This window comes from Pseudomonas sp. PAMC 26793, from assembly GCF_000313235.1.
GTDB classification, from domain to species: Bacteria; Pseudomonadota; Gammaproteobacteria; order Pseudomonadales; family Pseudomonadaceae; genus Aquipseudomonas; species Aquipseudomonas yamanorum.
In genome coordinates, this window is record NZ_AMXG01000045.1 from 371,444 (window position 1) to 397,041 (window position 25,598).

General features: G+C 60.4%; 20 protein-coding genes and 2 pseudogenes. 16 read left to right on the plus strand and 6 right to left on the minus strand.

The window, feature by feature from the left end; translation table 11 throughout:
- Positions 1 to 28: 28 nt before the first annotated feature.
- Positions 29 to 1,228, plus strand: a complete 1,200-nt coding sequence (dapC, locus tag D109_RS0125800) for a succinyldiaminopimelate transaminase (RefSeq protein ID WP_017479416.1) — start codon at positions 29 to 31, stop codon at positions 1,226 to 1,228.
- Between the two features lie 119 nt (positions 1,229 to 1,347).
- A complete protein-coding gene (locus D109_RS01000000132140) occupies positions 1,348 to 2,157 on the plus strand; it encodes a M12 family metallopeptidase (protein WP_017479417.1) in 810 nt (269 codons plus the stop codon).
- Positions 2,158 to 2,195: 38 nt separating this feature from the next.
- Here the strand turns inward: D109_RS01000000132140 and D109_RS1000000133220 are convergent.
- A pseudogene (locus tag D109_RS1000000133220) lies at positions 2,196 to 2,639 on the minus strand (Na+/H+ antiporter); the annotation flags it as partial.
- A 73-nt stretch (positions 2,640 to 2,712) separates the two neighbouring features.
- Here D109_RS1000000133220 and D109_RS1000000134320 point away from each other — a divergent pair.
- Together D109_RS1000000134320 and D109_RS1000000133225 are read left to right on the plus strand one after the other, a co-directional pair.
- Positions 2,713 to 2,865 (plus strand): annotated as a pseudogene (locus D109_RS1000000134320) (succinyldiaminopimelate transaminase); the annotation flags it as partial.
- 427 nt (positions 2,866 to 3,292) lie between these two features.
- Positions 3,293 to 4,417 carry a M12 family metallopeptidase gene (locus tag D109_RS1000000133225; RefSeq protein ID WP_081585390.1) on the plus strand — a complete coding sequence of 375 codons (1,125 nt, stop codon included), beginning with the start codon at positions 3,293 to 3,295 and terminating at the stop codon, positions 4,415 to 4,417.
- Positions 4,418 to 4,497: 80 nt separating this feature from the next.
- Here the strand turns inward: D109_RS1000000133225 and D109_RS0125830 are convergent, their stop codons facing one another.
- Complete coding sequence (locus D109_RS0125830; RefSeq protein ID WP_017479422.1) at positions 4,498 to 6,141, minus strand: Na+/H+ antiporter; 1,644 nt, start codon at positions 6,139 to 6,141, stop codon at positions 4,498 to 4,500.
- 213 nt (positions 6,142 to 6,354) lie between these two features.
- On the opposite strand from D109_RS0125830, the gene D109_RS0125835 reads away from it, so the two are divergent.
- The 4 genes from D109_RS0125835 to D109_RS0125850 all read left to right on the plus strand — a co-directional run bounded on the left by D109_RS0125835 (position 6,355) and on the right by D109_RS0125850 (position 9,503).
- Positions 6,355 to 6,717, plus strand: coding sequence for an ArsC family reductase (locus D109_RS0125835; protein WP_003219341.1), 363 nt, complete (start codon positions 6,355 to 6,357; stop codon positions 6,715 to 6,717).
- Positions 6,718 to 6,750: 33 nt separating this feature from the next.
- A complete protein-coding gene (gene dapD, locus D109_RS0125840) occupies positions 6,751 to 7,785 on the plus strand; it encodes a 2,3,4,5-tetrahydropyridine-2,6-dicarboxylate N-succinyltransferase (RefSeq protein WP_017479423.1) in 1,035 nt (344 codons plus the stop codon).
- 69 nt (positions 7,786 to 7,854) lie between these two features.
- A complete protein-coding gene (locus D109_RS0125845) occupies positions 7,855 to 9,060 on the plus strand; it encodes an aminotransferase class V-fold PLP-dependent enzyme (RefSeq protein ID WP_017479424.1) in 1,206 nt (401 codons plus the stop codon).
- Positions 9,057 to 9,503: a SufE family protein gene (locus D109_RS0125850; protein ID WP_017479425.1), complete on the plus strand. Its 447-nt coding sequence runs from the start codon at positions 9,057 to 9,059 to the stop codon at positions 9,501 to 9,503. The genes D109_RS0125845 and D109_RS0125850 overlap by 4 nt, the downstream gene beginning before the upstream one ends.
- Here the strand turns inward: D109_RS0125850 and tcdA are convergent.
- A complete protein-coding gene (tcdA, locus tag D109_RS0125855; RefSeq protein WP_026078217.1) occupies positions 9,490 to 10,299 on the minus strand; it encodes a tRNA cyclic N6-threonylcarbamoyladenosine(37) synthase TcdA in 810 nt (269 codons plus the stop codon). The two genes, D109_RS0125850 and tcdA, sit on opposite strands and share 14 nt — an antisense overlap.
- A gap of 218 nt (positions 10,300 to 10,517) precedes the next feature.
- Here tcdA and D109_RS0125860 point away from each other — a divergent pair, with 218 nt between their 5' ends.
- The 4 genes from D109_RS0125860 (at position 10,518) to D109_RS0125875 (ending at position 15,761) form a co-directional block, all read left to right on the plus strand.
- Positions 10,518 to 13,109, plus strand: a complete 2,592-nt coding sequence (locus tag D109_RS0125860) for a glycosyltransferase (RefSeq protein ID WP_017479427.1) — start codon at positions 10,518 to 10,520, stop codon at positions 13,107 to 13,109.
- Positions 13,110 to 13,345: 236 nt separating this feature from the next.
- Complete coding sequence (dapE, locus tag D109_RS0125865) at positions 13,346 to 14,497, plus strand: succinyl-diaminopimelate desuccinylase (protein WP_017479428.1); 1,152 nt, start codon at positions 13,346 to 13,348, stop codon at positions 14,495 to 14,497.
- Complete coding sequence (locus D109_RS0125870; protein WP_026078218.1) at positions 14,497 to 15,306, plus strand: putative RNA methyltransferase; 810 nt, start codon at positions 14,497 to 14,499, stop codon at positions 15,304 to 15,306. Before dapE ends, D109_RS0125870 begins: the two co-directional genes overlap by 1 nt.
- A 77-nt stretch (positions 15,307 to 15,383) precedes the next feature.
- Positions 15,384 to 15,761 carry a hypothetical protein gene (locus D109_RS0125875; protein WP_010176770.1) on the plus strand — a complete coding sequence of 126 codons (378 nt, stop codon included), beginning with the start codon at positions 15,384 to 15,386 and terminating at the stop codon, positions 15,759 to 15,761.
- A 122-nt stretch (positions 15,762 to 15,883) separates the two neighbouring features.
- Here the strand turns inward: D109_RS0125875 and D109_RS0125880 are convergent, their stop codons facing one another.
- Positions 15,884 to 16,093 (minus strand): cold-shock protein, encoded by a 210-nt coding sequence (locus D109_RS0125880; RefSeq protein WP_017479430.1) that lies wholly within the window; start codon positions 16,091 to 16,093, stop codon positions 15,884 to 15,886.
- Positions 16,094 to 16,286: 193 nt separating this feature from the next.
- Here D109_RS0125880 and plsB point away from each other — a divergent pair, with 193 nt between their 5' ends.
- The 3 genes from plsB to D109_RS0125895 are packed head-to-tail and all read left to right on the plus strand — an operon-like array spanning position 16,287 to position 19,962.
- Entirely contained in the window at positions 16,287 to 18,791 is a 2,505-nt protein-coding gene (gene plsB, locus D109_RS0125885) for a glycerol-3-phosphate 1-O-acyltransferase PlsB (protein ID WP_017479431.1), read from the plus strand.
- Between the two features lie 51 nt (positions 18,792 to 18,842).
- On the plus strand, positions 18,843 to 19,244 hold the full coding sequence (locus D109_RS0125890; RefSeq protein ID WP_017479432.1) for a YbaY family lipoprotein: 402 nt from the start codon (positions 18,843 to 18,845) through the stop codon (positions 19,242 to 19,244).
- A 28-nt stretch (positions 19,245 to 19,272) separates the two neighbouring features.
- Positions 19,273 to 19,962 carry a DUF4197 domain-containing protein gene (locus tag D109_RS0125895; RefSeq protein ID WP_017479433.1) on the plus strand — a complete coding sequence of 230 codons (690 nt, stop codon included), beginning with the start codon at positions 19,273 to 19,275 and terminating at the stop codon, positions 19,960 to 19,962.
- 416 nt (positions 19,963 to 20,378) lie between these two features.
- Here the strand turns inward: D109_RS0125895 and D109_RS0125900 are convergent, their stop codons facing one another.
- Together D109_RS0125900 and D109_RS0125905 are read right to left on the minus strand one after the other, a co-directional pair.
- On the minus strand, positions 20,379 to 23,444 hold the full coding sequence (locus D109_RS0125900; protein WP_017479434.1) for an efflux RND transporter permease subunit: 3,066 nt from the start codon (positions 23,442 to 23,444) through the stop codon (positions 20,379 to 20,381).
- Positions 23,445 to 23,450: 6 nt separating this feature from the next.
- Positions 23,451 to 24,551: an efflux RND transporter periplasmic adaptor subunit gene (locus D109_RS0125905; protein WP_017479435.1), complete on the minus strand. Its 1,101-nt coding sequence runs from the start codon at positions 24,549 to 24,551 to the stop codon at positions 23,451 to 23,453.
- Between the two features lie 92 nt (positions 24,552 to 24,643).
- Between D109_RS0125905 and D109_RS0125910 the strand changes: the two genes are divergently transcribed.
- Positions 24,644 to 25,282 carry a TetR/AcrR family transcriptional regulator gene (locus tag D109_RS0125910; protein WP_017479436.1) on the plus strand — a complete coding sequence of 213 codons (639 nt, stop codon included), beginning with the start codon at positions 24,644 to 24,646 and terminating at the stop codon, positions 25,280 to 25,282.
- Positions 25,283 to 25,598 lie beyond the last annotated feature (316 nt).

Consider the following 25,598-nt stretch of genomic DNA (forward strand, 5'->3'; position numbering starts at 1 on the left):
CTTCCAATGAATTGAACGAGATTTATCGATGAACAATGCCCTGAACCAGTTGCAGCCCTACCCGTTCGAGAAATTGCGCGTCCTGCTGGGCAGCGTCACGCCGAACCCGGACAAGCGTCCGATCGCCCTGTCCATCGGCGAGCCGAAGCATAAATCTCCGCAGTTCGTCGCCGACGCGCTGGCCAACAACCTGGACCAGATGGCGGTGTACCCCACCACCCTGGGCATTCCCGCCCTGCGAGAAGCCATCGGCGCCTGGTGCGAACGCCGTTTCAGCGTGCCCAAGGGCTGGTTGGACCCGGCGCGCAACATCCTGCCGGTGAACGGCACCCGTGAAGCGCTGTTCGCCTTCACCCAGACCGTGGTCAACCGTGGTGACGACGCGCTGGTGGTCAGCCCGAACCCGTTCTACCAGATCTACGAAGGCGCTGCGTTCCTCGCCGGGGCCAAGCCGCACTACCTGCCGTGCCTGGATGAAAACGGCTTCAACCCGGATTTCGACGCCGTATCACCGGACATCTGGAAACGCTGCCAGATCCTGTTCCTGTGCTCGCCAGGCAACCCGACCGGCGCATTGATCCCCGTCGACACCCTGAAAAAGCTGATCGCCCTGGCCGACGAATACGACTTCGTAATCGCCGCCGACGAGTGCTACAGCGAGTTGTACTTCGACGAACAAACCCCGCCGCCGGGCCTGCTCAGCGCCTGCGTCGAACTGGGTCGCCAGGACTTCAAGCGCTGCGTGGTGTTCCACAGCCTGTCCAAACGCTCCAACCTGCCGGGCCTGCGTTCGGGTTTCGTGGCCGGCGATGCGCAGATTCTCAAGGGTTTCCTGCTGTACCGCACTTACCACGGCTGCGCGATGCCGGTGCAAACCCAACTGGCGAGTATCGCCGCCTGGCAGGACGAAGCCCACGTGCAGGCCAACCGCGACCTGTACCGGGAGAAGTTCGATGCCGTACTGGCGATCCTGAAGCCGGTGCTGGACGTGCAAAACCCCGACGGTGGCTTCTACCTGTGGCCGAACGTGAAGGGCGACGATGCCGCGTTCTGCCGTGATTTGTTCGTGGAAGAACACGTGACCGTGGTACCGGGCTCGTACCTGTCGCGGGAAGTGGACGGGGTCAACCCGGGCGCCGGGCGTGTGCGCCTGGCACTGGTTGCGCCGTTGGCAGAGTGTGTGGAAGCGGCCGAGCGGATTCGCTCATTTATCATCCGCAACCGCTGAGCTGAGTGCTGCCCGCCCCGGGGCGGGCAGCACCTATTGAAAATGTAGAAACACAAGGCCAGGAACACCCGCCGCCTCGGCACCACTCAGGGAGACCCTCAACCTGCGTGGAAAAAATCATGCTCAACCCCACCCCCAATGGTACCCTGCCCCTCACTTTTCCGTACAGCGACACCTCCCCCTCCCACGACGAGGCACAGACCTCCAGCCCGATCAGGGCCACGCGCAACGTGCTGGACACTACCAAACTGTGGCCCAACGGCTCGACCCTCAAGATCGCGCTGTACGATGCCAACGAAGCCGATACCAGTTTGATCAAGGATGCGATCAACAAATGGCAGCCCTACGTCAATCTCAAGTTTGAGTTTTTGTCCGGCGGTGAGGGTGATATCCGAATTCGCCTTTCCCACCGTGTAAATGGCGGGTTCACGGTGCCAGGAACCGATGCAAAAAATATCCCGCTCGGGCAACCCACCATGGTCGTGCAGTCGGATACCCAATCTGCGCGGTTCCCCTTTGTGGTCACCCATGAGTTCGGGCATGCGCTGGGGGCATTGCATGCGCACCAGCATCCCGACGCAGACATCCCTTATGACCCGGAAAAAACCTACCGCTACGTCGCCGATCACTGGGGCTGGACGGAGGAAGACTTGCTCAACAACCTATACCCGCTTCCTCCTGAGGACCAGAACCGATACCTGCCGTACGACAGACGCTCAGTGATGCACTACCGGATTCGCCCCGAGTGGACGACCGATGGCGTTGACCGCCCGGAAAACTGGAAAATCAGCAGAGGCGATATCAGACAAATGCGCAAAGCCTACCCCAAGACGCGCCAGATGCCTTCGCCAGCCAATGCCACACAGGGGACACTGAATTTTTTACGAGACATCCTGGGTGTTCCGACGCTGATCCGCCCGGGCGCTTAAGGGCTATGCAGGTGAATGAGGGATGCCCCCGCCGTCATCTATTTCATTTTGCCCAGATTGGCTTCGCTCATATCCAGATCCGCCAGTATTTCGCGCAGTACATCGTCACCAATTGCGTGATGCCGACTCAGGCTGTAAAGCTCAAGGCGCTGCGCCCTCAACGCCTTGAGCCGCAGCTTGCGTTCCAGTTGGTCCATCTGCTACGCCAGCAACTGGGCTTCAGCCGAGTCGTTGAGCACCTCCAACTGATGCCGATACTCCGACATCAGCCTTGCCTTCAGCTCGGTAGCCAGTGCAGCCTGGGCGGCGTCCTGGGTTTCAGTTTCCACGGGATCTTCCGCTTCCAGCGCATGGATCGCCGCCACAGCGGTCTTTTTCCAGGCCTCGCGCACTTCATTGTGACGCTTGTCGTCCGGGCTCTTTTCGATCCCCCGCAGCAGAAGCGGCAAGGCGATACAGGCAACAGCCAGTGAATGAAGTAACCGGCACCGACTACAGTGAACAGCACCAGGCCCACCGCCAGCGTCAGGATCGGCCCGCGCAGGCGCCATAATTCACGCTTGGGAGGTACCGGGCTCGTACCTGTCGCGGGAAGTGGACGGGGTCAACCCGGGCGCCGGGCGTGCACGCCTGGCAATGGTTGCGCCGCTGGCGGAGTGTGTGGGAGCGGCCGAGCGGATTCGCGCATTCATTCAGCGACGGAAATAGTCGCTTTCAATATGACGGGGGAGCCAGGGTGAATCATGAGCTCTCCCGCAAACTCCCTCCCCTTCCCCCAGAAAAAGCCTGCACCTGACCACGCAGAATACCGCCCAATATTTCCAGTTGGCTGCCTTCCCCTCCCAAGATACGCCTCACTCATAGCCGCCCCCTTAATCTTATCTAATCGCGCAACCACCGCCTTCTCGAAACTAAATTTCCACTCGCCACGCTGCCTGACAGGCGCTATCAATATATTTCCTGCAACATCGTCACGAAACTAAAAGTTGCCGTCCTCCCACACAGAAACGCACACAACCCTACGCAAAATTAACCTTAACTCACAAAAAATATCCAATTAAGGCAGGAGATTTTATAAACCTTAGTTCCCTCTTCAACAATTGCCAGGCCCCCCTTTATTGAGAATTCACAACCCATGAATACGCTCAACAGTAGTTACTCCCCTGCCAGTATTCACATCGCGAACTCGGCGACTATTCCAACCGATGAAGAGGCGCAGGTGCGGCCTACTCCTCGCACTCGATCCAAACGCGGCATCGGAGCGACCCATCGAAGATGGCCACAAAACTCAACCGTCACCATAGGCTTTCAGGAAGTAAAAAAAGAGCAAGAAGATCTTATAAAAGCTGCGTTCAGTAAAATCTCACCACACGTCAATCTGAAATTTAAATTTGTCGCAGGCCCTGATGCAGAAATCCGTGTAGGCCCTAACACCGTAAAGGGTCAAAATGGCTCTTCGTGGGTGGGGATTCAAGCAAAAACGGCTCCTGCTACTGAACCCACCCTGTCAATAGACTTCGATCGACCTGCGGAAAAAGTAATTGCCACAGCCCTACATGAAGGTATGCACGCAATTGGAGTATTACACGAGCACCAACATCCCGACCGCACGATAGAATTTGATGAAAAAGAACTCGACAAGACTTTCAAAGACGCTGCTGCCCCCAAAAAACTTGCAAAAGAAACAGTATTGGACACGATAAAACGGCAAAAAAACGGCCCCACTTTCACGCCTTACGATCAAAAGTCGATCATGCATTATGAATTCACTTCGAAGGAGTTGAATGGTGGCGCCGCCGTCCTTAAAAGCAATGAGCTCTCTGACGGCGATATCGCATTATTACGGTTGATGTACCCTCCACGGCCTCTTCCCTCTATTGATGACAGCATCAAAAAACTACAAGCCACCGTGGCAACAACCAAGCTTTGGCCAGACCTTTCAACGGTAACCGTATCGCTGCTCGGCATGAATGACGAACAGAAGAAACTGGTGATACACAATATCGAAAAACTACAACCTTACGTAAATACATCTATTAAATTCACTGACAACGCCGATGGTGATATCCGAATTTCGCTTACCGATGGCGGCAAGTCCTGGTCGGAGATCGGAACAGACGCCAAAAATAAAGCGCCTTCGGACCCCACCATGGGCATTCACTGGGACGCCAATAAAAAGAAAACCGCCCGCGACATCAAACATATGTTCGCTAAAGCCTTGGGGTTTACCAATATTACCCTTCCTAAAAAATCTGGCTGAATCCCCCCTCACGATGATCGAAATGTGAAATTGCGTATTCGAGAATGGGTGCAACGTCCAGATGACGGGGAAGCAATGCACTACCCGGTTTTCCCCAAGATAGCCTCGCTCATATCCAGATCCGCCAACACCTCCCGTAGCACGTCATCACCAATCTGGTGGTGACGGCTCAGGCTATACAGCTCCAGACGCTGCGCCCGCAGGGCCTTGAGGCGCAACTTGCGCTCCAGTTGGTCCATCTGAAACGCCAGCGCCTGGGCTTCGGCCGAATCATTGAACACCTCCAATTGATGACGATACTCCGACATCAACCGCGCTTTGAGCTCGGTGGCCAAGGCTGCCTGGGCGGCATGCAGAGGTGCAGCTTCAGCAGGCTCTTCGGTTTCGAGTGCATGAATAGCTGCCACGGCGGTCTTCTTCCAAGCCTCGCGCACTTCATTGTGACGCTTGTCGTCCGGGCTCTTTTCGATCCCCCGCAGCAGAAGCGGCAAGGCGATACAGGCAGCAACCAGTGACAGCAGGATTACCCCGGCGGCAATAAAAATCAGCAGGTCACGCTCCGGAAACGCCTCACCGGGCGCCAGCAGCAATGGCACCGACATCACACCCGCCAGGGTCACCGCCCCACGTACCCCGCCCACGGTCAACAGCCAGCAGGAACGAGCGGTAGGCACCAGCGTCAGCTCACTTTTCCCACGCAGGCGCCGCAGTAACCCCGACAGGCGCCAGATGCTCTGCACCCAGATAAACCGCAACACCACCAGCACCAGGAAAATCGCGATCACGTCCAGGCAGCGATACAACAAGGTCGGCCACAACGTCGGCTCGTGACTGACCACCGCCTTGATGATGTCCGGCAATTGCAGGCCCAGCAGCAGGAAGATCAAGCCGTTAAACGCAAACTCCAGCAGCGACCAGACACTGCGGTTGAGTAACCGGGTGCTGGTCTGGCGCGGCAGCAGGTCGAGCCAGCTTTGCATCATCCCCGCAGCCACCGCCGACAAGATGCCCGAGGCGCCAAGGCGTTCGGCCAGCACGTAGGCAGCAAACGGCAGCAGCAACATGAACACCACATGCGTCGCCGGGTCATCCCAGCCTCGGGCGATCATCCAGGACCGCAAGCGGCCCACCAGCCAGCTCAAGGCCACGCCAATGGCCAGGCCACCGACGGCCACCAGCACAAACGTCAGGCTGGCATTCGCCAGGGAAAATACCCCGGTCACCGCCGCCACCAGGGCGAACTTGAAGGTCACCAGGCCCGAGGCGTCATTCATCAGCGCCTCGCCCTGAAGCATATGCATCAAAGGCGTCGGCAAACGATTCTGGGAAATGGCCGACACCGCCACGGCATCCGTCGGCGACAACACCGCCGCCAGGGCGAAGGCCACCGGCAGTGGGATACTCGGCAACAGCCAGTGAATGAAGTAACCGGCACCGACTACAGTGAACAGCACCAGGCCCACCGCCAGCGTCAGGATCGGCCCGCGCAGGCGCCACAATTCACGCTTGGGCATACGCCAGCCATCGGAGAACAGCAGCGGCGGCAGAAACAGGAAAAGAAACAACTCAGGGTCAAGGGCCACGTGCAGCCCGAGGGTCGGCCAGGCCAGCAAGGCGCCGGCGGCAATCTGCACCAGAGGCAACGGCAGTGGGATGATGCGCCCGACCAGGCGCGAAACGCTGACCAGCATTAGCAGGATAAGTACGGTGTAGGCGGTTTGCATAACGCGGGATTCCCAGACAATCAACTTGCAACAACACACATCAGGCAACAACTCGCCGTTGAAGTGCCATATTAGCCGCCTATGCTGCGCGATGGCCTTTGCACAAAAGTCGCACGCGAGCAAAACGTAAGTGTGACGAGCGGCGCCGAAAGCCGCTGGTCATGGCATAATCCTAGACCTTTCATCTGCGTCAGCCCAAAGGGGGGCAATTCCTTGACCGCTTCAAGCAAAACGTTGCACCTTTTCGGCATCAAAGCCTGCGACACCATGAAAAAGGCGCGCACCTGGCTCGATGAGCACGCTATCCAGTATGAGTTTCATGACTACAAAACGGCCGGTATCGACCGCGAACACTTGACCCAATGGTGCAATGAGCACGGTTGGCAGGTGGTTTTGAACCGTGCGGGCACCACCTTTCGCAAACTCGAAGACGAACGCAAAGCCGATCTCGACCAAGCGAAAGCCATTGAATTGATGCTCGCGCAACCCTCGATGATCAAGCGTCCCGTGCTTGATCTCGGTGACAAAACCCTGATTGGCTTCAAGCCAGATAGTTATTCGGCGGCCCTCAAGTAGGCCAGCCCACTCCATTTTTGTAGAGGTAACAGCATGTCCAATTCCCTGTTCAGCCTGGGCTTCGGCGTCGGCACTCAGAACCGCCAAGGTGCTTGGCTGGAAGTGTTTTACGCACAACCGCTGCTCAATCCATCGGCTGAAATCATCGCTGCCATCACCCCGATCCTCGGTTACACCGAAGGCAACCAGGCGATCACTTTCACCGTCACCCAGGCCCTGCAACTGGCTGACGCGCTCAAAGGCGTCGACGCTGCCCAAGCCGCCCTGTTGAGCCGCCTGGCTGAAAGCCATACACCGCTGGTCGCCACCCTGCTGGCCGAAGACGCCGCGCTGACTTCCACGCCTGAGGCCTACCTCAAGCTGCACCTGCTGTCCCATCGCCTGGTCAAGCCCCACGGCCTGAACCTGGCCGGTGTGTTCCCGCAGTTGCCGAACGTGGCCTGGACCAGCCAGGGCGCAATCGACATCGCCGAGCTGGCCGAGCGTCAGCTGGAAGCGCGCCTGCGTGGCGAGCTGCTGGAAGTGTTCTCGGTGGACAAGTTCCCGAAAATGACCGACTACGTGGTGCCGAGCGGCGTGCGTATCGCTGATGCCGCGCGCATCCGCCTGGGTGCCTACGTGGGCGAAGGCACCACCGTGATGCACGAAGGTTTCGTCAACTTCAACGCCGGCACCGAAGGCCCGGGCATGATCGAAGGCCGTGTGTCGGCTGGCGTATTCGTCGGCAAGGGTTCGGACCTGGGCGGCGGCTGCTCCACCATGGGCACCCTGTCGGGCGGCGGCAACATCGTGATCAAGGTCGGCGAAGGCTGCCTGATCGGCGCCAACGCCGGTATCGGTATCCCGTTGGGCGACCGCAACACCGTTGAGTCGGGCCTGTACGTTACCGCCGGCACCAAGGTTGCACTGTTGGATGAAGCAAACCAGCTGGTCAAAGTGGTCAAGGCCCGTGAACTGGCCGGCCAACCGGACCTGCTGTTCCGCCGCAACTCCGAGACCGGTGCCGTGGAGTGCAAAACCCACAAATCGGCCATCGAACTGAACGCAGCGCTGCACGCTCACAACTAAGCAGCGACTCGATGCCACTAACGGCCTGCCTCTTCCGGATGCGGGCCGTTTATACGAGTCTTGATCACCATGCTTGTGCCCTCTCCCTGGCGCGCCGATTTTCCGGCCATCGCCACCCTGCAACGGCAAGACCAGACCTACCTGGACAACGCCGCCACCACGCAAAAACCTCAAGCCTTGCTGGACGCCATCAGCCATTACTACGCCAATGGCGCAGCCAATGTGCACCGTGCCCAGCATTTGCCGGGCGCCCATGCGACCCAGGCCTTCGAGGACAGTCGCAACAAGGTGGCGCAGTGGCTGAACGTCGGTGACAACGGGCAAATCATCTTCACCCACGGCGCGACGTCAGCGCTGAACCTCCTGGCTTATGGCCTTGAGCACCTATTCAACCCGGGCGACGAGATTGTCATCAGCGCCCTGGAGCACCACGCCAACCTGCTGCCGTGGCAGCAACTGGCCAAACGTCGAGAGCTGGCGCTGGTGGTCTTGCCGCTCGCTGAAGACGGCTTGATCGACCTGCAAGCCGCCGCCCAACTGATCGGCCCGCGCACCCGCCTGCTGGCGGTGAGCCAACTGTCCAACGTGCTCGGTGCCTGGCAGCCGTTGCCGCAATTGCTGGCGCTGGCCAAGGCCCACGACGCACTGACGGTGGTCGATGGCGCCCAGGGCATCGTCCATGGTCGCCACGACATGCAGGCCCTGGGCTGCGACTTCTACGTGTTTTCCAGCCACAAGCTCTACGGCCCGGATGGCGTCGGCGTGCTTTACGGTCGCACCGAAGCCCTGCATCACCTGCGCCATTGGCAGTTTGGCGGCGAGATGGTGCAGCAGGCTGACTACCAAAGTGCCAGCTTTCGCCCCGCGCCCCTTGGCTTCGAAGCCGGAACACCGCCGATCGCCAGCGTGATCGGCCTGGGCGCAACCCTGGATTACCTGAGTTCCCTGGACCAGCAGGCAGTGACGGCCCACGAAGCCGCCCTGCACGACTACCTGCTGCGTGGCCTGCAAGCCCGCAACGGCGTGCGCCTGCTGGGTTCGCCGCAAGTAGCCCTGGCCAGTTTTGTAGTGGAAGGCGTGCACAACGCCGACCTTGCCCACTTGCTGACTGAACAAGGGATTGCCGTACGCGCGGGCCATCATTGTGCGATGCCATTGCTCAAGCAGATGGGATTGTCGGGGGCGATTCGGGTGTCGCTGGCGCTGTACAACGACTCCGACGACCTGGAGCGTTTTTTTGAAGCGCTGGATCAAGCCCTGGATATGTTGCGATGAGTTTGCCGCCGGAGGCCGTTATCGCGCTGGAAGCATTCCAGGCGGTCGGCAGTTGGGAGCAACGGGCCCGCCTGCTGATGCAATGGGGCGAACGTCTTCCCGCCTTGCCGGATGAAGACAAGGTCGACGCCAACCTGGTGCAGGGCTGTGAAAGCCTGGTGTGGCTGGTGGGGCGCTTGCAGGATGACCACTGGCAGTTTGCCGCCAGCAGCGATGCACGGCTGATACGCGGGCTGGTTGCGCTGTTGCTGGCACGGGTCAACGGCTTGTCTGCCGCCGAACTGCACGCCGTCGACTTGCCCGGCTGGTTTGAACAACTGGGCCTGTCGCGGCAGTTATCGCCGTCGCGCAGCAATGGATTGAACGCGGTGTTGCAGCGGATGCGGCAGCTGAGCCTCCCACATTTTGATCTTCATTCCAGACTGAGATCTAAGGGGCCTTGACCCTGTCAGCAGGCCGGCGCACCCCGGCCACTATCTTGTCTACCGCCTTGGTCGCCGCCACCATGCCGAAGCTCGCGGTAACCATCATCACCGCGCCAAACCCACCAGCGCAGTCCAGTTTCACCCCATCCCCGACAAAACTCTTCTGCAAACAGATGCTGCCGTCCGGCTTCGGATAACGCAGCTGTTCGGTGGAAAACACGCAGGGCACGCTGTAATGGCGGGTCACGGTACGGGAGAAGCCATAGTCGCGGCGCAGGGTGGAGCGCACTTTCGACGCCAGCGGGTCATTGAACGTGCGGTTCAAATCACACACCTGAATCAGCGTCGGATCAATCTGCCCGCCCGCGCCACCAGTGGTGATGATCTGGATCTTGCGCCGCTTGCACCAGGCGATCAGCGCGGCCTTGGCGTTCACACTGTCGATGCAGTCGATCACGCAATCGATATTGGGCGTGATGTACTCGGCCATGGTCTCGCGGGTGACGAAATCCGCCACCGCGTGCACGGTGCAGTCCGGGTTGATGCCCTTCAGGCGCTCGGCCATGACCTCGACCTTGGCCTTGCCCACCGTGCTGTCCAGCGCATGCAACTGGCGGTTGCTGTTGCTGACGCACACATCATCCAGGTCAAACAGCGAAATCTCGCCCACCCCACAACGGGCGATGGCTTCCGCCGCCCACGAGCCCACACCGCCCACACCGACGATGGCCACGTGGGCCGCCTTCAAGCGTTCCAGCCCTTCAATGCCATACAAGCGGGCGACGCCGGCAAACCGTGGATCTTCTGCACTCATGACCATTACCCCAAAAACCGGCGCGCATTATAGGGCGTTGCCGCGACAAGTTCGACGCATCCAGCTACAAGTAAAGAACTTAGATGAACTTTCGCTGCCCAATGTCCGGTTTTTCTCGGCTTGCTGTACGGTCAGTGAAAGGCCGGTGTAGGATGCGCGCCGTTCGGCGCAGGCCGACACCTCTTTTCGTTCCACACCTTTTGGAACCCGAAATAGCCATGTCATCGCGTAAATTTGGACTCAACCTGGTGGTAGTGCTGGCAATTGCCGCGCTGTTCACCGGCTTCTGGGCGCTGATCAACCGCCCGGTCACTGCCCCTAACTGGCCTGAACAGATCTCCGGTTTTTCCTACTCGCCGTTCCAGCAAGGCCAGTTCCCACAGAAAGACCAGTATCCGACTGACGATCAAATGCGTCAGGACCTTGCGATCATGAGCAAGATGACGGACAACATCCGTACCTACTCGGTCGACGGCACCCTGGGGGATATCCCCAAGCTGGCGGAAGAGTTCGGTCTGCGGGTGACCCTGGGAATCTGGATCAGCCCGGACCTCGAGCGCAACGAGCGCGAGATCCAGCGTGCCATCGAAATCGCCAACACCTCCCGCAGCGTCGTTCGGGTGGTGGTAGGTAACGAAGCCCTGTTCCGTGAAGAAATCACACCGGAAGCGCTGATCGTGCTGCTGGACCGGGTGCGCGCCGCCGTGAAAGTACCGGTGACGACTTCCGAGCAATGGCACATCTGGGAAAAGAACCCGCAACTGGCCAAGCACGTCGACCTGATCGCCGCGCACATCCTGCCGTTCTGGGAGTTCATCCCGATGGACAAGGCCGGCCAGTACGTACTCGACCGCGCCCGGGACCTGAAGAAATTGTTCCCGAAAAAGCCGCTGCTGCTGTCGGAGGTTGGCTGGCCGAGTAACGGCCGCATGCGTGGTGGCAATGAAACGTCCCCGGCCGACCAGGCGATTTACCTGCGCACACTGGTGAACAAGCTCAATCGCCAGGGCTACAACTACTTCGTGATCGAGGCTTTCGACCAACCGTGGAAAGTCAGCGATGAAGGCTCGGCGGGCGCCTACTGGGGCGTGTTCAACGCCGCGCGCCAGCAGAAATTCAATTTCGATGGCCCGGTGGTCGCGATTCCACAATGGCGAGTGCTGGCGATCGGCTCGGTGGTGCTTGCGCTGCTGTCCCTGACCCTGCTGATGATCGACGGCTCGGCCCTGCGCCAGCGAGGCCGGACCTTCCTGACCTTCATCGCGTTCCTGTGCGGTTCGGTGCTGGTGTGGATCGGTTACGACTACAGCCAGCAATACAGCACCTGGTTCAGCGTTACCGTGGGCATCCTCCTGGCCCTCGGCGCCCTGGGCGTATTCATTGTGCTGCTGACCGAAGCCCACGAACTGGCAGAAGCGGTCTGGACTCACAAACGCCGGCGTGAATTCCTGCCGGTTGAAGGGGATTCGGACTACCGCCCGAAAGTCTCGATCCACGTGCCGTGCTACAACGAGCCGCCGGAGATGGTCAAACAGACCCTCGACGCCCTGGCCGCCCTCGACTATCCGGACTACGAAGTCCTGATCATCGACAACAACACCAAGGACCCGGCCGTGTGGGAGCCGGTGCGCGACTACTGTGAAACCCTGGGCCCGCGCTTCAAGTTCTTCCACGTCTCGCCCCTGGCCGGTTTCAAGGGCGGCGCGCTGAACTACCTGATCCCGCATACCGCCAAGGATGCCGAAGTGATCGCGGTGATCGACTCCGATTACTGCGTGTCGCCGAACTGGCTCAAGCACATGGTGCCGCACTTCGCCGACCCGAAAATCGCTGTGGTGCAGTCGCCACAGGATTATCGCGACCAGAACGAAAGCACCTTCAAGAAGCTCTGCTACGCGGAATACAAAGGCTTCTTCCACATCGGCATGGTCACCCGCAACGACCGCGACGCGATCATCCAGCACGGCACCATGACTATGACCCGTCGCTCGGTGCTTGAAGAACTGGGCTGGGCCGACTGGTGCATCTGTGAAGATGCCGAGTTGGGCCTGCGGGTATTCGAGAAAGGCCTGTCGGCGGCGTACTACCACGACAGCTACGGCAAGGGCCTGATGCCCGATACCTTTATCGACTTCAAGAAACAGCGTTTCCGCTGGGCCTACGGGGCGATCCAGATCATCAAGCGTCACACCGCGAGCCTCTTGCGCGGCAAGGACACCGAGCTGACCCGTGGCCAGCGCTACCACTTCCTCGCGGGCTGGTTGCCGTGGGTGGCCGACGGCATGAACATCTTCTTCACCGTGGGCGCCCTGTTGTGGTCGGCCGCGATGATTATCGTGCCGACGCGGGTTGACCCGCCGCTGCTGATTTTCGCGATTCCGCCATTGGCGCTGTTCGTGTTCAAGGTCGGCAAGATCATCTTCCTCTACCGTCGTGCGGTGGGTGTGAACCTGAAAGATGCGTTCTGCGCGGCATTGGCCGGGTTGGCGTTGTCCCACACCATCGCCAAGGCCGTGCTGTACGGCTTCTTCACCACCAGCATTCCGTTCTTTCGTACACCGAAGAACGCCGATAACCACGGTTTCTGGGTCGCGATTTCCGAAGCCCGGGAAGAGATGTTCATCATGATGCTGTTGTGGGGCGCGGCACTGGGGATTTACCTGGTGCAGGGCCTGCCGAGCAATGACATGCGCTTCTGGGTGGTGATGTTGCTGGTGCAGTCGCTGCCGTATGTGGCGGCGCTGATCATGGCGTTCCTGTCGTCGCTGCCGAAACCGGCACCGAAGCAAGAGCCTGTGGCCGCCGCTTAAAATCCTGCGCAATGCACTAAACGGCGGCCTCTGGCCGCCGTTTTGCTATAAGATAACGGCCATTTTGTGAGACTTGGCCCAGGCCATTGCTTTGTGTGGGAGCGGGCTTGCTCGCGAATGCGCCGGGTCAGTTCATACGTTGTTGACTGACACTCCGTATTCGCGAGCAAGCCCGCTCCCACACGAGCCTCCTCCCACATAAGCCTTGCGCCCTGACATGCTTCTGGAGTTTTTACATGACGGCCCACGCCGACCTTTCGCCGACCCTCCAACTCGCTATCGACCTGATCCGTCGCCCGTCGGTGACGCCGATCGATGCCGATTGCCAGAAGCTGATGATGCAGCGCCTGGGCGACGCCGGTTTTGCGCTTGAGCCGATGCGCATCGAGGATGTGGATAACTTCTGGGCCACCCACGGCAAACACGAGGGCCCGGTATTGTGCTTCGCCGGCCACACCGACGTGGTGCCGACCGGTCCGGTCAAGGCCTGGCAGAACGACCCTTTCGACGCGCTGATCGACGAAAACGGCATGCTCTGTGGCCGTGGCGCCGCCGACATGAAAGGCAGCCTGGCCGCGATGCTGGTCGCTTCCGAGCGCTTCGTGACCGACTACCCGGACCACAAGGGTTCGGTGGCTTTCCTGATCACCAGTGACGAAGAAGGCCCGGCGCACCACGGCACCAAGGCTGTGATCGAACGCCTGGCAGCCCGCAAGGAGCGCCTGGACTGGTGCATCGTCGGCGAACCGTCGAGCACCACCCTGGTGGGCGACGTGGTCAAGAACGGCCGTCGCGGCTCCCTCGGCGCCACCCTGGCCGTGCGCGGCGTGCAAGGCCACGTAGCCTACCCGCACCTGGCGAAGAACCCGATCCACCTGGCCGCTCCGGCCCTGGCCGAACTGGCCGCCGAGCATTGGGACGACGGCAACACCTTCTTCCCGCCCACCAGCTTCCAGATTTCCAACCTCAATTCCGGCACCGGCGCCACCAACGTGATCCCGGGTGACCTGACGGCGGTGTTCAACTTCCGCTTCTCCACCGAGTCCACCGTCGAATGCCTGCAGCAGCGGGTCGCGGCGATTCTCGACAAGCATGGCCTGGACTGGCATGTGGAGTGGGCGCTGTCGGGCCTGCCGTTCCTCACCGAACCAGGCGCGTTGCTCGATGCCGTCTCCGCCAGCATCAAGGCCGTCACCGGCCGCGAGACCAAGGCGTCCACCAGCGGCGGCACTTCCGACGGGCGCTTCATTGCGACCCTCGGCACTCAGGTTGTAGAGCTGGGCCCGGTCAACGCGACCATCCATCAGGTCAACGAGCGCATTCTCGCCAGCGATCTCGATGTGCTGACCGAAATCTACTACCAGACCCTGATCAAGTTGCTCGCCTGATGCTCGCTTGCCCCATTTGCAGCGCACCGCTCCATGAAGTGGACAATGGCGTGGCCTGCCCGGTCGGGCACCGTTTCGACCGCGCGCGCCAGGGTTACCTGAACCTGTTGCCGGTGCAGCACAAGAACAGTCGGGACCCGGGCGACAACCTGGCAATGGTGGAAGCGCGCCGCGACTTCCTCAACGCCGGGCACTACGCCCCGGTGGCCAGGCGCCTGGCCGAACTGGCCGCAGAACGCAAACCCCAGCGCTGGCTGGATATCGGCTGTGGCGAGGGTTACTACACCGCGCAAATCGCCGACACCCTGCTGCGCGCCGACGGCTACGCGCTGGATATTTCCAAGGAAGCGGTCAAGCGTGCCTGCAAGCGCAACCCCACGGTGACCTGGTTGATCGCCAGCATGGCCCGGGTGCCGTTGGCCGATGCCAGTTGCCAGTTCCTGGCCAGCGTGTTCAGCCCGCTGGACTGGCTGGAGGCCAAGCGCCTGCTCAGCCCGGGCGGTGGCTTGATGAAAGTCGGCCCCACCAGCGGCCACCTGATGGAACTGCGTGAGCGTTTGTACGACGAAGTGCGCGAGTACACCGATGACAAGCACCTGGCGCTGGTACCGGACGGCATGAGCCTGCAACACAGTGAAACCCTGGAGTTCAAGCTCAGTCTGGCCGATCCCAAGGACCGCGCCAATCTGCTGGCGATGACACCCCACGGCTGGCGCGCCAATGCCGAGCGCCGCGCCCAGGTGATCGAGGCGGCCGAACCGCTGCTGGTCACTGTGTCGATGCGCTACGACTATTTCGTGCTTCAATAACCCATTATTTGCAGGCCTCTCGGGGCCTGCGCTGAATCCGCGAATGGATTTTCAGAATCCCGCAATGAGGAACATCCATGCGCCAACCCGATATCGAGATTTACCTCAAGGACGCCGACGTCGACCACAAGGCCATCGCCGCCTGGCTGGGCGCTGCCCTGGGCCCGTGCACCGATTGGGTCCAGCGTGGCCAGACCTACAAGTGCACAGCCGGCAGCGTGCCGGTCACCTGGCTGCCGAAAGCCGTAGGCAAATGGAACAGCCTGTACCTGGAAAGCGACCAGACCCCGTGGGAAGACGACATCGCCTGCGCCCGTGCGGCCTTTGCTGCACTGAACGTCGAAGTGCGTTGCGCGCCAGGCAGCTGGGTTGAGGAAGAAGGTGAAGAAAGCGCGGATACCTGGATTCGTATCAGCGAAGACGGTGAAGAGCAGATCACCTGGAAAACGGCCTGAGGGATCGTTCCCACGCTCTGCGTGGGAATGCAGCCTGTGACGCTCCGCGTCACGATTAAAAGCAGACGCGGAGCGTCCAAAGAAGCATTCCCACGCAGAGCGTGGGAACGATCACGCAAAGGTTACAGGCCCACCACATCCTCAGCCTGCAAGCCCTTCTCGCCTGTCACCACGGCGTACTCCACCTGCTGGCCTTCAGACAATGAGCGATGCCCTTCACCGCGAATGGCGCGATAGTGCACAAACACATCCTTGCCATCTTCCCGCTGTATAAAGCCGTAACCCTTGGCGTCATTGAACCACTTCACATTGCCGGTTTCGCGCGTTGCCATCTGTTTTGCTCCCACATGCTTTTTATAAGTACGTTTATTGTTGAGTCGTCGCAGTTGAACTGCCGAGTATAAGACAGGCTCAAAAAGCTTCAACTCAAGATTACTTCGCCGCTTTTTTGCCGATTTTCGGTGAATACGGCACACTATCGGCCCGAGCATCTGCTCGGTTTTTCCCACTCAAAGCAGAAGCCGTATGACCCGCTCTCCCTTTCGCCGTCTGGTATTTGGCACCTTGCGTCGGCTGTTGTACCTCTGGGTTCGCTCAGAGACGATCAACCAGTCGTCCCTTACCCTCAACCTCGACCGCAGTCGTCCGGTGTTTTACGTCCTGCAATCCCCGTCCCTCACCGAATTGGCGGTGGTTGATACCGAATGTACCAAGGCCGGCCTGCCGCGCCCGGTGCTGCCGGTATCGGTCGGCCCATTGATGGAACCGGCGGCCTTCTTCTACCTGACGCCCGACCCCGACTGGCTCGGCCGCCAGGACAAGCGTGGCGCACCGCCCACCCTGACCCGCCTGGTGGACGTACTCACCGAACACGCCGAAGAGAATGCACAGATCATTCCAGTCAGCGTGTTCTGGGGCCAGTCGCCCGACAGCGAGTCCAGCCCGTGGAAGCTGCTGTTCGCCGACAGCTGGGCCGTCACCGGCCGCCTGCGCCGGCTGCTGAGCATCCTGATCCTGGGCCGCAAGACCCGGGTGCAATTCTCCGCGCCTATCAATCTGCGTGAATTGATCGAGCACAATAAAGGCCACGAACGCACCGTGCGCATGGCCCAACGCATCCTGCGGGTGCACTTTCGCAACCTGAAAACCGCCGTGATCGGCCCCGACCTGTCCCACCGGCGCAACCTGGTGAAAGGCCTGGTCAACATGCCGCTGGTGCGCCAGGCGATCCTCGATGAAGCCGAGCGCGAGAAAATCACCCCCGAAAAAGCCAAGGCCCAGGCCCTGCGCTACGGCAACGAAATTGCCTCGGACTACACCTACACCGCCATCCGCTTCCTGGAAGTGGTGCTGAGCTGGTTCTGGAACAAGATCTACGACGGCATCAAGGTCAACAACATCGAGGGCGTGCAAAAGGTCGCCCAGGGTTACGAGGTGATCTATGTGCCGTGCCATCGCAGCCATATCGACTACCTGCTGCTGTCGTACCTGCTGTTCAAGAATGGCCTGACCCCGCCGCACATTGCCGCCGGGATCAACCTGAACATGCCGGTGATCGGCAGCCTGTTGCGCCGTGGCGGGGCGTTTTTCATGCGCCGTACTTTCAAGGGCAACCCGCTGTACACCTCGGTGTTCAACGAATACCTGCACACCTTGTTCACCAAGGGTTTCCCGGTGGAGTACTTCGTCGAAGGTGGACGTTCGCGCACCGGGCGCATGCTGCAACCGAAGACCGGGATGCTGGCGATCACTCTGCGCAGCTTCCTGCGCTCCTCGCGCATGCCCATCGTGTTTGTTCCGGTTTACATCGGCTATGAGCGAGTGCTGGAAGGCCGGACTTACCTCGGCGAACTGCGCGGCGCGAGCAAGAAGAAAGAGTCGATTTTCGATATTTTCAAAGTGGTCGGCGCCCTCAAGCAGCGCTTTGGCCAGGTCGCAGTCAACTTTGGTGAACCGATCAAGCTGGCCGAATTCCTCGACAGCGAGCAGCCCGACTGGCGCGCCCAGGAGCTGGGCCCGAACTACAAGCCGGCGTGGCTCAACGAAACCACCAACCGCCTCGGCGAGCGGGTGGCGCAACACCTGAACGAAGCAGCGGCGATCAATCCGGTGAATCTGGTGGCGTTGGCGCTGCTGTCCACCACCCGCCTGGCCCTGGACGAACAGGCCATGGCGCGCCAGCTTGATCTGTACCTGGCACTGCTGCGCAAGGTGCCCTACTCGCCCCACACCACCTTGCCCGAAGGTGACGGCCTGGCGCTGATCAAACACGTCAAGGACATGGACCTGCTGTCGGAACAGAGCGATGCGCTGGGCAAGATCCTCTACCTGGACGAGCAAAACGCCGTCCTGATGACCTACTACCGCAACAACGTGCTGCACATCTTCGCCCTGCCGGCGCTGCTGGCGAGTTTCTTCCAGAGCAGCTCGCGCATGAGCCGCGAACAGATCCTGCGCTACACCCGCGCGCTCTACCCGTACCTGCAATCGGAGTTGTTTATCCGTTGGTCCCTGGACGAGCTGGACGCGGTGGTCGACCAATGGCTGGACGCCTTCGTCGAACAAGGCCTGCTGCGCTTCGAGAATGAGGTGTACCTGCGCCCGGCCCCAAGTTCGCGCCACTTTGTACTGCTGACGCTGCTGTCCAAGAGCATCGCCCAGACCCTGCAACGCTTCTACATGGCCATCTCGCTGCTGCTCAACAGCGGCCAGAACAGCATCAGCGCCGAAGAGCTGGAAGACCTGTGCACCGTCATGGCCCAGCGCCTGTCGATCCTCCATGGACTGAATGCCCCGGAGTTCTTCGACAAGAGCCTTTTCCGACATTTCATCCAGACGTTGCTGGAGCAGGATGTGCTGCGCCGCGACGAGGCCGGCAAGCTGAGCTATCACCCACTGCTGGGCGAGCTGGCCGAAGGCGCGGCCAAGCGCGTATTGCCGGCAGAGATTCGCCTGTCAATTCGCCAGGTGGCCCTGCATCGCAGCGAAGACGCGGCAGACAAGCCCGTCGTCCCCGAAGAAACACACTAGAGTGACCGAGGCGCCAGGGTGTTTCTGGCGCCGCTGACAAGGAGCTGTACCATGAAAAAAATCATCCTCCTGGGCCTCACCGCCCTGCTGGGAGCCTGCCAGACCATGAGCCCCGCCCCCAAAGCCAGCCTCGACGGCGAAGTGTTCTACCTGCAACGCATCGCCCTGCCGCCCGCCGCCACCTTGAGTGTGACCCTGCAAGACGTGTCCTTGATGGACGCCCCGGCGGTGACCCTGGCCGAGCAGAAAGGCCCGGTGAAAGGCCAGGTGCCGCTACCCTTCCACCTGAGCTACGACCCGGCCCAGGTCAAGCCTGGCCACAGTTACTCGGTCAGCGCTCGCATCGAACTGGATGGCAAGCTACTGTTTATCACCACCGAACGGCACTCTGTGCAGTTGAATGGCCAGGATCCACAACCGCTGCGCGTACGCGTGGATGCGGTTGCACACTGATTAAAAATTCGAACATAAGGAAGCGTCCATGCTCCGTAACTCCCTTCGCCTAACGGCCCTGTGCGCCGGCCTGCTGCTTGGTGCCAACGCCATGGCCTTGTCCCTTGGCAGTCTGTCCCAGGGCGACGCCACCGGCGGCCTCAAGGATGCACTGACCCAAGGCGCGCAGATTGCCGTGAAACAACTGGGCGTGCCCGGCGGTTTCAGCAATAACCCCGAAGTGAAGATCGGCCTGCCGGGCAAGTTGGGCAAAGTCGCCGACAAACTGAAAATGTTCGGCATGGGTGATCAGGTCAACCAACTGGAAGCCAGCATGAACAAGGCGGCAGAGTCTGCCGTGACCCAGGCTCAGCCGATCCTGGTAAATGCGGTGAAAAACATGAGCGTGACCGACGCCAAGGGCATCCTCACCGGCGGCCAGGACTCGGCCACCCAGTACCTGAACAAAAGCAGCCGTGACGAGATCCGGGCCAAGTTCCTGCCCATCGTCAAGGCGGCCACCGACAAGGTTGGCGTTGCCCAGCAGTACAACGCCCTCGCGGGCAAGGCGGCCACCTTCGGCGCGATTGATGCCAAGAGTGCCAACGTCGAAAGCTACGTGACCGAACAGGCGCTGGACGGGCTGTTCAAGATGATTGCGCAGCAGGAAGAGACCATTCGCAAGAACCCGGCAGCCGCGGCTACCAGTTTGGCAAAGAAGGTGTTTGGCAGCTTGTAAGCCAACAGAATCGCCCCCTCTGCCCGGGGGGCGATCCCTTTCTCTGTTGCTATGCGTAGCGAACGAGGGATAACGACCCCATCGCAACCAGTCCAAAGTTAACTTTTCCTGTCTGGTAGTCCGAATTCGTTGAACAGGATTTTGGCGGGCATTCGGGCTGTGACGGCTTTGCCTTGCACGGTTTTGGCTTCGAGCACTCAGGCTCTGGCGCCGGTTTTGGAGGGCGGGCAATCATTCGTATGATAGAACAAATACACATAGGGCAATCCTTCAATCCATTTAGACGTCTTCACTTACCGGCTCCGGCAACCACCAGAACCGGTAGATCAAAAGTACCTGCAATCAGGTAGTCCCTAAGTGGAAGAAACGTCCGAAAACGTTCCCTGCCCGGCCTTGGAATATGAAGGCTGCCCGTCTTACGCCACGTCCTTCTTGATCCTGAACCAGGCCGCGTACAACGCAGGCAGGAACAACAGTGTCAACGCCGTCGCCACAATCAAACCGCCCATGATCGCCACGGCCATCGGCCCGAAGAACACGCTGCGAGACAGCGGGATCATCGCCAATACGGCCGCCAGCGCCGTCAGCACAATCGGCCGGAAGCGTCGCACCGTCGCCTCGATAATCGCCTGCCAGGGTGCCAGTCCCGCCTTGATATCCTGTTCGATCTGGTCCACCAGGATCACCGAGTTGCGCATGATCATCCCCGACAGCGCGATGGTCCCCAGCATCGCCACGAACCCAAAGGGTTGGCGGAACACCAGCAGGAACAGCGTCACCCCGATCAAGCCCAACGGAGCGGTGAGAAACACCATCGCCGTGCGCGAGAAGCTGCGCAGTTGCAGCATCAGCAAGGTCAACACCACCACGATAAACAGCGGCACACCGGCCTTGACCGAGTTCTGCCCACGGGCGGAATCCTCGACCGTGCCGCCGACTTCCAACAGGTAACCGTCCGGCAGTTCAGCGCGCACGCCGTCCAGCGTCGGCAGGATCTGCTGGACCAGGGTCGCCGGTTGTTCCTTGCCGTAGATATCCGCGCGGATGGTCACCGTCGGCAGGCGATTGCGGTGCCAGATGATGCCTTCTTCAAAACCGTATTCCAGGGTCGCGATCTGCGACAGCGCCACACTCTTGCCGTTGTCGGTCGGCACCGCCAGGCTTGGCAGCAGCGACAGTTCAGTACGTTCGTGAACGGTGCCGCGCAACAGGATTTCGATCAACTCGTTGTCCTCGCGGTACTGGCTGACGCTGGAACCGGTGAGGGAACTCTGGAGGAATTTCGACAGGTTGGCGGTGCTCACACCGAGGGCGCGGGCGCGGTCCTGGTCAACGTTGAGGTAGACGATCTTGCTCGGCTCCTCCCAGTCCAGGTGCACGTTGACCACGTGGGTATTTTCGCGAACCTTGGCCGCCACTTTCCGCGCCAGGGCCCGGACTTCTTCGATGTGCTCGCCCGTTACCCGGAACTGCACGGGGTAGCCAACCGGCGGGCCGTTTTCAAGCCGCGTAACCCGCGAACGCAGGTCCGGGAACTGTTCGTTGAGGGTCTCGATCAGCCAGGTGCGCAAGCTTTCGCGCTCCTCGATGGTCTTGGCCAACACCACAAACTGGGCGAAGCTGGCGGCCGGCAGTTGCTGGTCCAGCGGCAGGTAGAAACGTGGCGAGCCCGTCCCCACATAGGCCACGTAGTTCTCAATGCCGGCATGTTCCTTGAGCAGGGCCTCCAGGCGTTTAACCTGGTCAGCCGTGTTGCTCAATGACGCACCTTCCGCCAGTTTCAGGTCGACCATCAGCTCCAGTCGCCCGGAAGCCGGGAAGAACTGCTGGGGCACAAAGCGGAACAGCGCCACCGAGCCGATAAACAGCAGCAAGGTCAGGACGATCACCGTCTTGCGCCGGCGCACGCACCATTCCACCAGGCGCCTTACGCGCTGATAGAACGGCGTGCCGTAGGGATCCGGACCGTCGGTGCCATGCTTGGCCGCATGAATCTTCGCCAGGTCCGGCAGGAGCTTTTCCCCCAGGTACGGCACGAATACGACTGCCGCGACCCACGAGGCCAGCAGTGCGATGGTCACCACCTGGAAGATCGAGCGGGTGTATTCACCGGTGCTCGATTGCGCCGTGGCAATCGGCAGGAAACCCGCCGCCGTAATCAGCGTACCGGTGAGCATCGGGAAGGCGGTGCTGGTCCAGGCGAAACTGGCGGCCTTGAGGCGGTCGTACCCCTGTTCCATTTTGATCGCCATCATTTCCACGGCGATGATCGCGTCGTCCACCAGCAAGCCCAGCGCAAGCACCAGTGCGCCGAGAGAGATTTTGTGCAAGCCGATGCCGAGGTAATACATGGTGGCGAAAGTCATGGCCAGCACCAGCGGAATCGCCAGGGCGACCACCATGCCGGTACGCACACCGAGGGAGAAGAAGCTCACCAACAACACAATCGCCAGCGCTTCCGCCAGTACCTGGACGAATTCGCCGACACTGGTTTTTACCGCTGCCGGCTGGTCCGACACCTTGCGCAGTTCCATGCCCGCAGGAAGGTTCTTCTGCAAGCGTGCGAATTCGCTTTCCAGCGCCTTGCCCAGTACCAGGATGTCACCACCATCGCGCATGGCCACGGCCAGGCCGATGGCATCGGCGCCCATGTAGCGCATGCGCGGCGCAGGTGGATCGTTGAAGCCGCGATGAATCTCGGCCACGTCGCCGATACGGAACGTGCGATCGCCGACACGGATCGGGAAGTCGCGAATCTCTTTAACGGTCTTGAAGTTGCCGGAAACCCTTAACTGCACGCGCTCGCTCGGGGTTTCAAAGAAGCCGGCGGTCGACACGGCGTTCTGCTCTTGCAGCGCCTGTTGAACGGCGGCCAGCGGCAAGCCGAGGGTGGCGAGCTTGAGGTTGGACAGTTCGATCCAGATCTTCTCGTCCTGCAAACCCAGGAGCTCGACCTTGCCGACATCCGGCACCCGTTGCAGCTGAATCTGGATGCGGTCGGCGTAGTCCTTGAGCACGGCATAGTCGAAGCCGTCGCCGGTCAGGGCGTAGATATTGCCGAAAGTGGTGCCGAATTCATCGTTGAAAAACGGGCCCTGGATATCCGGTGGCAAGGTCTGGCGAATATCGCTGATCTTCTTGCGCACTTGGTACCAGAGGTCCGGGATCTGCGCAGAGTGCATCGAGTCCCGGGCCATGAAGGTGACCTGGGATTCGCCGGGCCGGGAGAAGGAAACGATGCGCTCGTAGTCGCCGGTCTCCATCAGTTTCTTTTCAATACGCTCCGTGACCTGGCGCGAGACTTCCTGGGCCGTGGCGCCTGGCCAGTTGGTCTTTATCACCATGGCCTTGAAGGTAAACGGCGGGTCTTCGCTTTGCCCCAGTTTGGTGTAGGACAAGGTGCCGACCACTGCCAGCAGGATCATCAGGAACAGGACGATCTGGCGATTACGCAACGCCCATTCGGAAAGATTGAAACCCATCGGGGACTACTCCTTGGCCGCCAGACTTACCACTCGGTTGGAGCGATCCACCGGGCGCACTTGCTGGCCCTCATGGAGTACATGCACACCGGCAGCGATCACCCAGTCGGTAGGGTTCAGGCCTTCCAGCACCGGCACGGTCTTCTCGCCAAAAGCGCCGATGCGCACCGGTGTGCGCTTGAGGGTGTTGTCGGGCTGTACCACCCAGACGTAGGACGCCCCGTTCTCCGCGCTGAGGGCAGACAGCGGAACCGCCAGGGGAATCACGCCGTCAGCCTGGATGAATACGCGAGCGCTCTGCCCCAGTTCCGCAGGCACCTTGCCGCCGGTAAACGCGACACGGGCGGCGAAGGTTCGCGACTTTGGATCAGCGGCGGGCGACAGTTCGCGGATGCGACCGTTGAAGCGCTGGTCGGGCTGGGTCCACAGCTCCACGGACACTGGCAGGCCGATCTTGAAGCGCCCGAAGCTTTGCTCCGGCAGGCTGATCAGCACCTCCCGCTCGCCATCGGTGGCCAGGGTGAATACGGTCTGGCCGGCCGACACCACCTGGCCGACTTCCACTGCACGCTTGGCGACCACGCCATCCTGGGGCGCCCGTAGCACGGCGTAACCGGCCTGGTTATTGGCCACGTCGAATTCGGCCTTGATCTGCTTGAGGCGAGCTTCACCTGAACGGTAGAGGTTTTCGGAATTGTCGTACTGGGAACGGCTGACCATCTGACGGTCCATAAGGGTCTTGTAGCGGTCACGCTCGGCGCGCACCAGGCTCAGGTTCGCCTCGGCGGCGGCGACCTGGGCGCGGGTGGCTTCGAGTTGCAGGCGTACGTCCTGAGGATCGAGCTCTGCCAGGGGCTGGTTGGCCTTGACCCGCTCGCCCTCCTCCACCAGTCGTCGGCTGACTTTGCCGCCAATGCGAAAGGCCAGGTCGGGTTCATAACGGGCACGCACCTCGCCCGGATAGCTGTCGGAAGCCTGCGCGGAAGGCTCTGGCTGAACCACCATGGCCGGGCGGACAGTGGTTTGCGCGGCTTCTTCATGGCCACAGGCAGCCAACAGGAATAACAAGCTGGCGGGCAACGCGAGTGGCAGGAAATAGCTGCGCATGCTGAAGGACCTTTCGCTAATGGTGCTAGGAATAATTATACTGGCCAGTATGTTATTAATACCAAACTCACCAGTCCAGTAATAAAGTGAAAATGTCCGACAATCCTGTAAACACCAATAGCCCCGGGCGTCCCAAGGACATGGCAAAACGCCAGGCGATTCTTGATGCGGCGAAAATCCTGTTTTTGAGTAATGGGTATGCCAGTACCAGCATGGATGCGGTGGCGGTGGAGGCCGGGGTGTCGAAGCTGACGGTGTACAGCCACTTCACCGACAAGGAGACGCTGTTCTCGGCGGCGGTGGTCGCCAAGTGCGAAGAGCAGTTGCCGGTGATGTATTTCGAATTGCCCGAAGGTATGCCGGTGGAGAAGGTGCTGCTTACTATCGCGCGTGGGTTTCATGTGCTGATCAACAGCGAGGAGTCGGTGAATTTGCATCGGTTGATGATGACTTCGGGGAGTCAGGATCCGAAGTTGTCGCAGATCTTTTTCGAAGCTGGGCCGATGCGTATGTTGCAGGGGATGGAGCGGCTGCTCTGTAAGATCGACCAGAGTGGCGCATTGCGTATTGCCAAGCCGTTCACCGCGGCGGAGCATTTTTTTTGTTTGCTCAAGGGGACGGCGAATTTTTGTCTGCTGTATGGGTGCGGGGGGCAACTGAGCGCAGAGGCGGCCGAAGAGCATGTGCAGGAGGTTGTGGGGTTGTTTATGCGGGCTTATCGGGCTTTTTGAACTGAGTACATATCCGTTATTTAGGTAACGGCCACTTAGGGTTCCGCTCTTACAGCGGCTCACTTTTGAACAGCGCAAAAGTAAGCAAAACGCTCTTGCCCCACCACTCGGCTCCTCGCCTAGGCTCGGAGTGCCCTCACTCCGGCTTTGGACCGTGGGCCGCCGCGATGGGCCATCCTTGGCCCAGCGCGGCTAACCCGGCGTCCTGCCGGGTTACCCACGCTCCAAAGCCTGCGTTCGGCCAGCGTGGTTTAACGGGGCGCCTAAGATCAAGATCAAGATCAACAGCAAAAGCACAGCGGCCTACCGGCCGGCT

Excerpts from the sequence above, each read along its gene's own strand:
- dapC (WP_017479416.1), top strand. The coding sequence starts at position 29 with ATGAACAATGCCCTGAACCAGTTGCAGCCCTACCCGTTCGAGAAATTG.
- D109_RS01000000132140 (WP_017479417.1), top strand. The coding sequence starts at position 1,348 with ATGCTCAACCCCACCCCCAATGGTACCCTGCCCCTCACTTTTCCGTAC.
- D109_RS1000000133225 (WP_081585390.1), top strand. The coding sequence starts at position 3,293 with ATGAATACGCTCAACAGTAGTTACTCCCCTGCCAGTATTCACATCGCG.
- D109_RS0125830 (WP_017479422.1), bottom strand. The coding sequence starts at position 6,141 with ATGCAAACCGCCTACACCGTACTTATCCTGCTAATGCTGGTCAGCGTT.
- dapD (WP_017479423.1), top strand. The coding sequence starts at position 6,751 with ATGTCCAATTCCCTGTTCAGCCTGGGCTTCGGCGTCGGCACTCAGAAC.
- D109_RS0125845 (WP_017479424.1), top strand. The coding sequence starts at position 7,855 with ATGCTTGTGCCCTCTCCCTGGCGCGCCGATTTTCCGGCCATCGCCACC.
- D109_RS0125850 (WP_017479425.1), top strand. The coding sequence starts at position 9,057 with ATGAGTTTGCCGCCGGAGGCCGTTATCGCGCTGGAAGCATTCCAGGCG.
- tcdA (WP_026078217.1), bottom strand. The coding sequence starts at position 10,299 with ATGAGTGCAGAAGATCCACGGTTTGCCGGCGTCGCCCGCTTGTATGGC.
- D109_RS0125860 (WP_017479427.1), top strand. The coding sequence starts at position 10,518 with ATGTCATCGCGTAAATTTGGACTCAACCTGGTGGTAGTGCTGGCAATT.
- dapE (WP_017479428.1), top strand. The coding sequence starts at position 13,346 with ATGACGGCCCACGCCGACCTTTCGCCGACCCTCCAACTCGCTATCGAC.
- D109_RS0125870 (WP_026078218.1), top strand. The coding sequence starts at position 14,497 with ATGCTCGCTTGCCCCATTTGCAGCGCACCGCTCCATGAAGTGGACAAT.
- D109_RS0125875 (WP_010176770.1), top strand. The coding sequence starts at position 15,384 with ATGCGCCAACCCGATATCGAGATTTACCTCAAGGACGCCGACGTCGAC.
- D109_RS0125880 (WP_017479430.1), bottom strand. The coding sequence starts at position 16,093 with ATGGCAACGCGCGAAACCGGCAATGTGAAGTGGTTCAATGACGCCAAG.
- plsB (WP_017479431.1), top strand. The coding sequence starts at position 16,287 with ATGACCCGCTCTCCCTTTCGCCGTCTGGTATTTGGCACCTTGCGTCGG.
- D109_RS0125890 (WP_017479432.1), top strand. The coding sequence starts at position 18,843 with ATGAAAAAAATCATCCTCCTGGGCCTCACCGCCCTGCTGGGAGCCTGC.
- D109_RS0125895 (WP_017479433.1), top strand. The coding sequence starts at position 19,273 with ATGCTCCGTAACTCCCTTCGCCTAACGGCCCTGTGCGCCGGCCTGCTG.
- D109_RS0125900 (WP_017479434.1), bottom strand. The coding sequence starts at position 23,444 with ATGGGTTTCAATCTTTCCGAATGGGCGTTGCGTAATCGCCAGATCGTC.
- D109_RS0125905 (WP_017479435.1), bottom strand. The coding sequence starts at position 24,551 with ATGCGCAGCTATTTCCTGCCACTCGCGTTGCCCGCCAGCTTGTTATTC.
- D109_RS0125910 (WP_017479436.1), top strand. The coding sequence starts at position 24,644 with ATGTCCGACAATCCTGTAAACACCAATAGCCCCGGGCGTCCCAAGGAC.